We start from the raw sequence: 6,505 nt of genomic DNA on the forward strand, positions 1-6,505 counted from the left end.
GCACATCAATGCTTGTTATAAGGCAAGTGGACGTTGGTCATTTCGATCGGTGATAGTCTACAATTTTGTTGCAAAGTTTGTCCAGAGGCCTGAGGCGCATCGCTTCGGGTTGCGGTGGCTAACTCTTTGAGAGCAAAAGGCATGTGAGCTCGAGGGGCCCGGTCAATCGGTGCCGTGCCTGAAATGTGGTCTACGGGTTGGGCGATCAAAAATTTTGCGACCAAAGAGCGAGGCCGTCAGGTCGGTCAGTAATTCAGCTGTTTTGCCGCGATGGTCGAGGAACGGATTTAGTTCAACCAGATCAAGGGAGGTGACGCAGCCGCTCTCATGCAGCAGTTCCATAATCAAATGTGCTTCTCGGAATGTGGCGCCTCCCGGCACTGTGGTGCCGACGGCAGGTGCGATGCTTGGGTCGAGGAAATCAACGTCGAGGCTGACATGCAGCATGGCATCTTGTTGTTTGACTGCATCAAGCAATTGTTGAAGTGGTTTTATGACGCCCACTTCATCTAAGATACGCATATCGTTGACGCAGACATGGTGCTGTTTCAGGAGGTCTCGTTCCTGTCGGTCAACGCTGCGAATGCCCATCATGTGGACATGAGATGTATTGACCGGATGTTCTAGTGGTCCTCCATACACACCGCTTAGCTCGGACAGTCCGCAGAAGGCAGCCACAGACATGCCGTGCATGTTGCCGGAATCAGAGGTTTTGGGCAGATTGAAATCTGGGTGGGCGTCAAGCCACAGGACAAACAGGTCGCGCTTTTGTTCGGCTGCATAGCGTGCCATGCCAGCGACTGAGCCCATGGATAGGGAATGATCACCCCCCATGAAAAGCGGAAAGCTCGAGCGGGCCATGTCGAGCGCTTTGTCAGATAGGCTTTGTGTCCAGCCGGCGATCTTTGCAAAATTAATGGCCTTGCCTTTTGGTTCTGATATGGAATCTGAACCAGTCGTGACAGGAGACAGATCGCCGTGATCTGTGCATGAAAAACCAAGGCCGCGCAAGGTTTCAACAATGCCAGCCGTGCGCAAAGCATCGGGCCCCATGAGGCAGCCTTTTTCGTGGGTGCCGTCTTGCACAGGTACGCCCAGAAGCGCGATGGAAGAATGAGGGGTGTTTGAATGCACCATAGAATTGGTTCGCCTTAGAGAATTGCTATTGGTCTATCTATATGGCGTCAATAAACCTGAGGGTAGTGTCAATCAGAAGCGGGCAAAGCTAGCAAAATCTATCAGATTATTGACGATATGCGAGGGGAATTTGTGCAAATTGCCAAAAGCCCCTGCCGGTTCCCTTAAGGGAACCGTCATCCAAGGTACGATCAACCCAGCTGTGACTAGTTGCCGAACAATCCTTTTGTGACATTGCGGAACAATTGCTCCTCAAGAGCGGGTTGTTTTTGCTCGGTTTCCTGCTGGTCTGGATCGGTTTGTGTGTTACTGGATTGAGGTTGCAGCAAATTGTTTAAGTTGATCCCGAGTTTTTCGCTTTGTTTTTGCAGTTCCTTTGTAACGGTCTTTTTAACTTTTTGAATGCTCTCGGATGCCGCTTTTCCGGTTCCGCCCAGTTCTCCAAGTCCTTGAAGGATGGCTTGGGGATTCTCCAATATGCCGGGAATGTCTGGATAGATGCGTGGTTTGTCCAGTTTTCCTTTGATGATGATCGGGATGGGGATGCCATCTGCATCGACGAGGCCGCCTTGGCCCTTGAGTTTGGAGATCAGCTTGGGTGTTGTTTTATAGTCGATGCGCTTGTTGGGAAGGTCTATGTTTCCCGCTCCCGTGAGGCGCAGCAACGGGCTGAGCATCAATAGATCGGAATTGCTCACGATGCCTTTGTCAAACGCAAAGCTTGCGGTGAGGGCCGAAAAGTCGGTGCTCTGCGAGCCTGTCGAAGCCCACCCTTCCAGGATGTTGCCTTTCAGAGTGCGCAGCATTTGGGGGATATTGATGCCCTTGATCTGGCCGTTTTTTACTTCCAGCTTGCCAGTCCCATCAAGGGCACCGATGAGTTGGGCTTGATTGTTGCCGGTCGTTGTTAAATTGATGGAGACGCCACCGGTTCCACTCAATGATTTCAAATCGATCGAATCAGAGAGAAACTGCGCCATTTGCATGCCGGACAGCGCAAAGTTTGCGCCGATCTTTGCTGGGCTGCTCTGTGCATTGACTGTGAAGCCACCGGTCCCTTGGCCATCATACAGGCTCAATTGATCCAGTGATGTCGTGAGTTGGCCGTTTTGCAGCTTGGTTTGCAGGGAAACAGGACCTGTGGCGATATCGCGGGCCACCAGAGAATTGGCCGAAAAGGCGAGGTCGGCATTGAGTGTATTCAACCCTGAAAAATCAATCGGAGTGGTATCCCAGCCGTTGGTGCTGGTCTTGGCGTTGGCTGTGCTGGCCTTTGATGCCGTGCGCCCTTGCGCGGCTCCATCACCCATGAAGGGTGTTACGTCGAGGGTCTCAAAGGCGAGCTTGCCATTGAGCGTGGGTTTGGCAGAGCTGGCCGTGCTATAGGTGATGTCACCGCTGCCGCGGGATTGTCCCATCTGCAGGGATAAGCCATTCAAACTTGTTTTTTGAGGGGCGAAGGCCAAGCGTGTGGACAGGGACATTGGCACGTTTGGCGTACCGCTTGAAACCTCTTGTCCAAGCCAAGCGAGCAGGGCCTTGCTGGACGTTGTTTTGAGGGACAGTTGGCTGTCGGAAAGGCTGGCATTGGCAGGATCAATCCGGCCGCTCAAACCAATAGAGACGGGCCGCGCATCGAGGGAGAGGCTGGCAGGGATAGGCGCGCCCTTGAAGGCCTCGCTCAGACCGACTGTACTGGCGTAGCGAATGGTCTCGTCATTCCACGAAAAGCCCCCCTTGATATCGGCAGGGGCTTCCAGTCCGGATATTGTTATGGTGCTTGTTATGTTTCTTAGGCTGGCACTTTCCTGATTGGGTATGGCTACCTGCAGGGCAGAGTGGGTAAACTGTCCGTTTTTGAGCGCGATGACCCCTGCCAGATTGCCGTTTTTGACGATTTGATCGGCTTGCAATCCTTGCGCGGCAAAATTTATATCGGTGGTCAAAGTGCCGGTTAGTGGACTATTTTGTCCCGCGAGCCGGGCAATTTCGTTGATGTCCAATTGACGGGCATTAAATGACCCGTTCCAGATCAGTTGGCTGATGTTCCCGGAAAGACTGGCTTGAAGATTGCCTTTGGCGACGTTTGCTGACTTGAGATTTGCCTGAAGCTTGCCGTCCAGAAGATGCGCCAGAAATTTGAGCTGTCGGATTGCTTCTCCGCGATAGGTCAGGCGTCCAGCGCGAATGTCCATGGTGAGATCAAAGGACGACAGCGGAGCCAAGTCCACTTGTTGTTGGTTTGCGTTTTGGGCGGTTTCACTGGCTTCAGGTGCGGATGGCTGCGATTGACTGACTTGGTCGAAGGGCAGGATTTTATCGAGATTCAGTGTCGATGTGTCCAGCGCCAAACGCACAAGCGGGCGCTCCATTGTGGGGCCGGTGAAAATCCGAGCGGCAGCTTGCAAGGTTTGATCATCAAGAGAGAGTGACAGACCCGGTAAATCGATGGCATTGCCCGAGACAACCACAGACCCAGTGAGGCCTAACTTGCCGACAGACAAGGGCGAAGGCGTGATACCAAGCCAAGCGAATAATTGGGTTACATTCCCAGCATTGGCGGCATAGTTGGCGACAAATATCTGGCTGGATTTCAGCGCCAGTTCGCCCTGGAGTTTGGCTTTGATCAGATCGCTGGAGATATCCAGATCCAGAAGGGTGGGTTGACCATTGATGGCGTTTCCTGCGTTAGCCAATGTGCCGGTGAAGTCGTGGTCTTGGTCTTTATAGGGCAGGGTGCCGCTTATATCGGCGGGGCCGTTGAAGTCGGGGATCGCGATTGTAAAATCCAAACCGGACAGCAAGGTGAGATCGTGGCCGCCTTCATCCTGACTGATGAGTTCGGCGTCATTGATCGTTAATCTGCGGATCTTGAGCGCTGAAAGATCAACGGATTGGGCCGCATCAGATGGCGTGTCGGCAGTCGTTGTGTCGGCCACGGCACCCGTTTCGGTGGTGGAGCTATTGGAGCCGGATGTTAGCGTTAGAACGGGTCTGTTGAGCGTAATGCCGGTGATATCGGCTTTGCCGGATAATAAAGGAGACAGAGCCAAAGAAAAGTCGAGTTGATCGATGGCAAACAGCGGTTTGTCCTGTTGATCGCGCAGGGAGACAGTTTCTGCCGACAGCTTCAGGCCTGTGAGCAGAGACAACGAGACATCCCCATTGATGTCCAATGTCATGTCAGATTGGTCTTTGACGAATTGTTCTACCTGCGTTTTGAGAAAATCAGTCGAAACAAAAAAGGGAACAAAGGCCAAGGCCAAAATGACCAAAAACAAGGTGGAGAGAAGGGATATCAGGATGTTACGCATCAAATTCTCTCAATTATTGCTGACCAGAGATGGGGGTGTCCTTGGCCGAGATGGGCGCGAATCAGTTTCACCCATCATACAGAGATGAGCGCCGAAGGTGCAGGGCATTGCGGCCTCCTGGCGTGATGATTTGGCTCGTTTGTGATTTTTGTCGCACTGGATAGAGGTTCGGCGCTTACAAAGTGGAAAAGTACGTTCTTGATTAGTGATGGACTTTTGTCTCATAAATAGGGCCGGTAGAGTGGCGAGCAGTAAACGCAGCGTCATTTTGAGTAACCAATTGGGGAAGCATATGAGCTCTTTGGAAGTCATCTGGTCGGATCTAATCCGTCATCGTCAGGATTTTGCAAATTTTCACATGCGTGAAGCTTTTGCTCAAGATCCCAATCGCTTTGACCGTTACTCAACCGAAATGGACGGCTGTCTGACGCTTGATTATTCTCGCAACCGAATTGATCAAAAGACGATGATGTTGCTGGAAAATCTCATCACGCGGGCTGGCGTTGCCGAGCGCTATGCGCAAATGAAATCTGGCGTTGCCATTAACAACACGGAAGGCCGATCCGTTCTGCATATTGCGCTGCGGGGCAGCGTTGACGAAGATTTGGTGGTGGATGGTCAACCGATCGTTGCCGACATCAATGCCGTCAAAACGCGCCTTTATGCCTTTGCCAAAGGTGTGCGCGATGGGTCGATTGCCGCGCATGATGGCCAACCTTTCACCGATGTGGTCAATATCGGTATTGGCGGATCTGATCTTGGACCTCATATGGTGGCGCGCGCCCTCGCAGCCTATCATGATGGTCCGCGCGTGCATTTTGTCTCCAATGTCGACGGCGCACATATGGGGGATACGCTCAAAACACTGGATCCGGCGCGGACGCTGTTTCTTGTGGCCTCCAAAACCTTCACCACGCAAGAGACCATGACCAATGCCCGTGCGGCTAAATTATGGTTGGTTGCAGCGCTCGGTGAGGCAGCCGTTGGTGATCATTTTGCCGCTTTGTCTACTAATAAAGATGCTGTTGAAGCCTTTGGCATTGGCGCGGACCGGATGTTTGAATTCTGGGACTGGGTTGGCGGTCGGTATTCCGTTTGGTCGGCGATCGGCCTGCCTGTGATGATCGCCATTGGCCCCGATGGGTTTGAATCGTTTCTGGCTGGTGCGCGCTCAATGGACAGCCATTTTGAAACAGCGCCTTTCCGTCGCAATATCCCGATGCTGATGGCCGCGCTAGGCCTGTGGTATCGCAATATTTGGGCCTGCTCGTCAGTGGCGGTCTTGCCTTATGATCAACGACTTGAGTATTTTGCCGATTTCCTCCAGCAGCTGGATATGGAATCCAATGGCAAATCCGTGCGTACGGACGGCTCCAAGGTGCTGCGGCCTACCGGTCCGGTGATTTGGGGCGCTGCGGGCACCAATGGCCAGCATGCTTTTTATCAGGAATTGCATCAGGGCTCCGATATTACACCGTGCGAATTTCTTATCGCAGCCAAACCAACGGATGCAGACGCGGGCCAGCATGACTTGTTGCTCGCCAACTGCCTGGCTCAAGTGGAAGCCTTGGCCTTGGGGCGCACGGCAGAGGAAGCCAAAGCGCAGTTGGAAGCTTCGGGCAAATCTGCGCAAGAAGTCGCCGCTCTGGTGCCGCACAAGGTGTTTGCTGGTAACCGCCCAAGCTCCTTGCTGTTTTACGACAAATTGACCCCCGAAATGCTCGGTCGTTTGATCGCGCTGTATGAGCAGAAAGTGTTTGTGCAGGGCGTGGTCTGGGGCGTTAATTCCTATGACCAGTGGGGCGTGGAGCTGGGCAAGGAACTGGCCAGTAAGTTGGCTCCAGCTGTGCAGTCCGGTGACCGTGGTGACGGCGACCCTGCCATTCTGGATCGCTTGAAAGCCTATCGCGCTCTTTGAGCTTTTAGAGCTGTCGCCCAGTATCGAAAATACAAAACCCGCCTGCACGCAGCACGGCGGGTTTTTGTTGCCTATTGGGGCAGTCTTCTTGATAGGGTCGAATGTCGGTTCTGCGGACATAGTTGACCTCCACCTC

3 protein-coding genes are annotated in these 6,505 nt (G+C 53.0%); 1 reads left to right on the forward strand and 2 read right to left on the reverse strand.

From position 1 onward, the window contains the following. Nucleotides 1–162: 162 nt before the first annotated feature. Together rocF and C0081_RS07650 are read right to left on the reverse strand one after the other, a co-directional pair. A complete protein-coding gene (rocF, locus tag C0081_RS07645; protein ID WP_101533225.1) occupies nt 163–1,137 on the reverse strand; it encodes an arginase in 975 nt (324 codons plus the stop codon). A gap of 206 nt (nt 1,138–1,343) precedes the next feature. Next, nucleotides 1,344–4,451, reverse strand: coding sequence for an AsmA family protein (locus C0081_RS07650; protein WP_101533226.1), 3,108 nt, complete (start codon nt 4,449–4,451; stop codon nt 1,344–1,346). A gap of 280 nt (nt 4,452–4,731) precedes the next feature. Here C0081_RS07650 and pgi point away from each other — a divergent pair, with 280 nt between their 5' ends. Continuing rightward, nucleotides 4,732–6,369 carry a glucose-6-phosphate isomerase gene (gene pgi, locus C0081_RS07655; protein WP_373236161.1) on the forward strand — a complete coding sequence of 546 codons (1,638 nt, stop codon included), beginning with the start codon at nt 4,732–4,734 and terminating at the stop codon, nt 6,367–6,369. Nucleotides 6,370–6,505 lie beyond the last annotated feature (136 nt).

The organism is Cohaesibacter celericrescens (genome assembly GCF_002866925.1).
Lineage (GTDB): Bacteria > Pseudomonadota > Alphaproteobacteria > Rhizobiales > Cohaesibacteraceae > Cohaesibacter > Cohaesibacter celericrescens.

Coding starts and splice junctions, on each gene's coding strand:
- rocF (WP_101533225.1), bottom strand. CDS start 1,137: ATGGTGCATTCAAACACCCCTCATTCTTCCATCGCGCTTCTGGGCGTA.
- C0081_RS07650 (WP_101533226.1), bottom strand. CDS start 4,451: ATGCGTAACATCCTGATATCCCTTCTCTCCACCTTGTTTTTGGTCATT.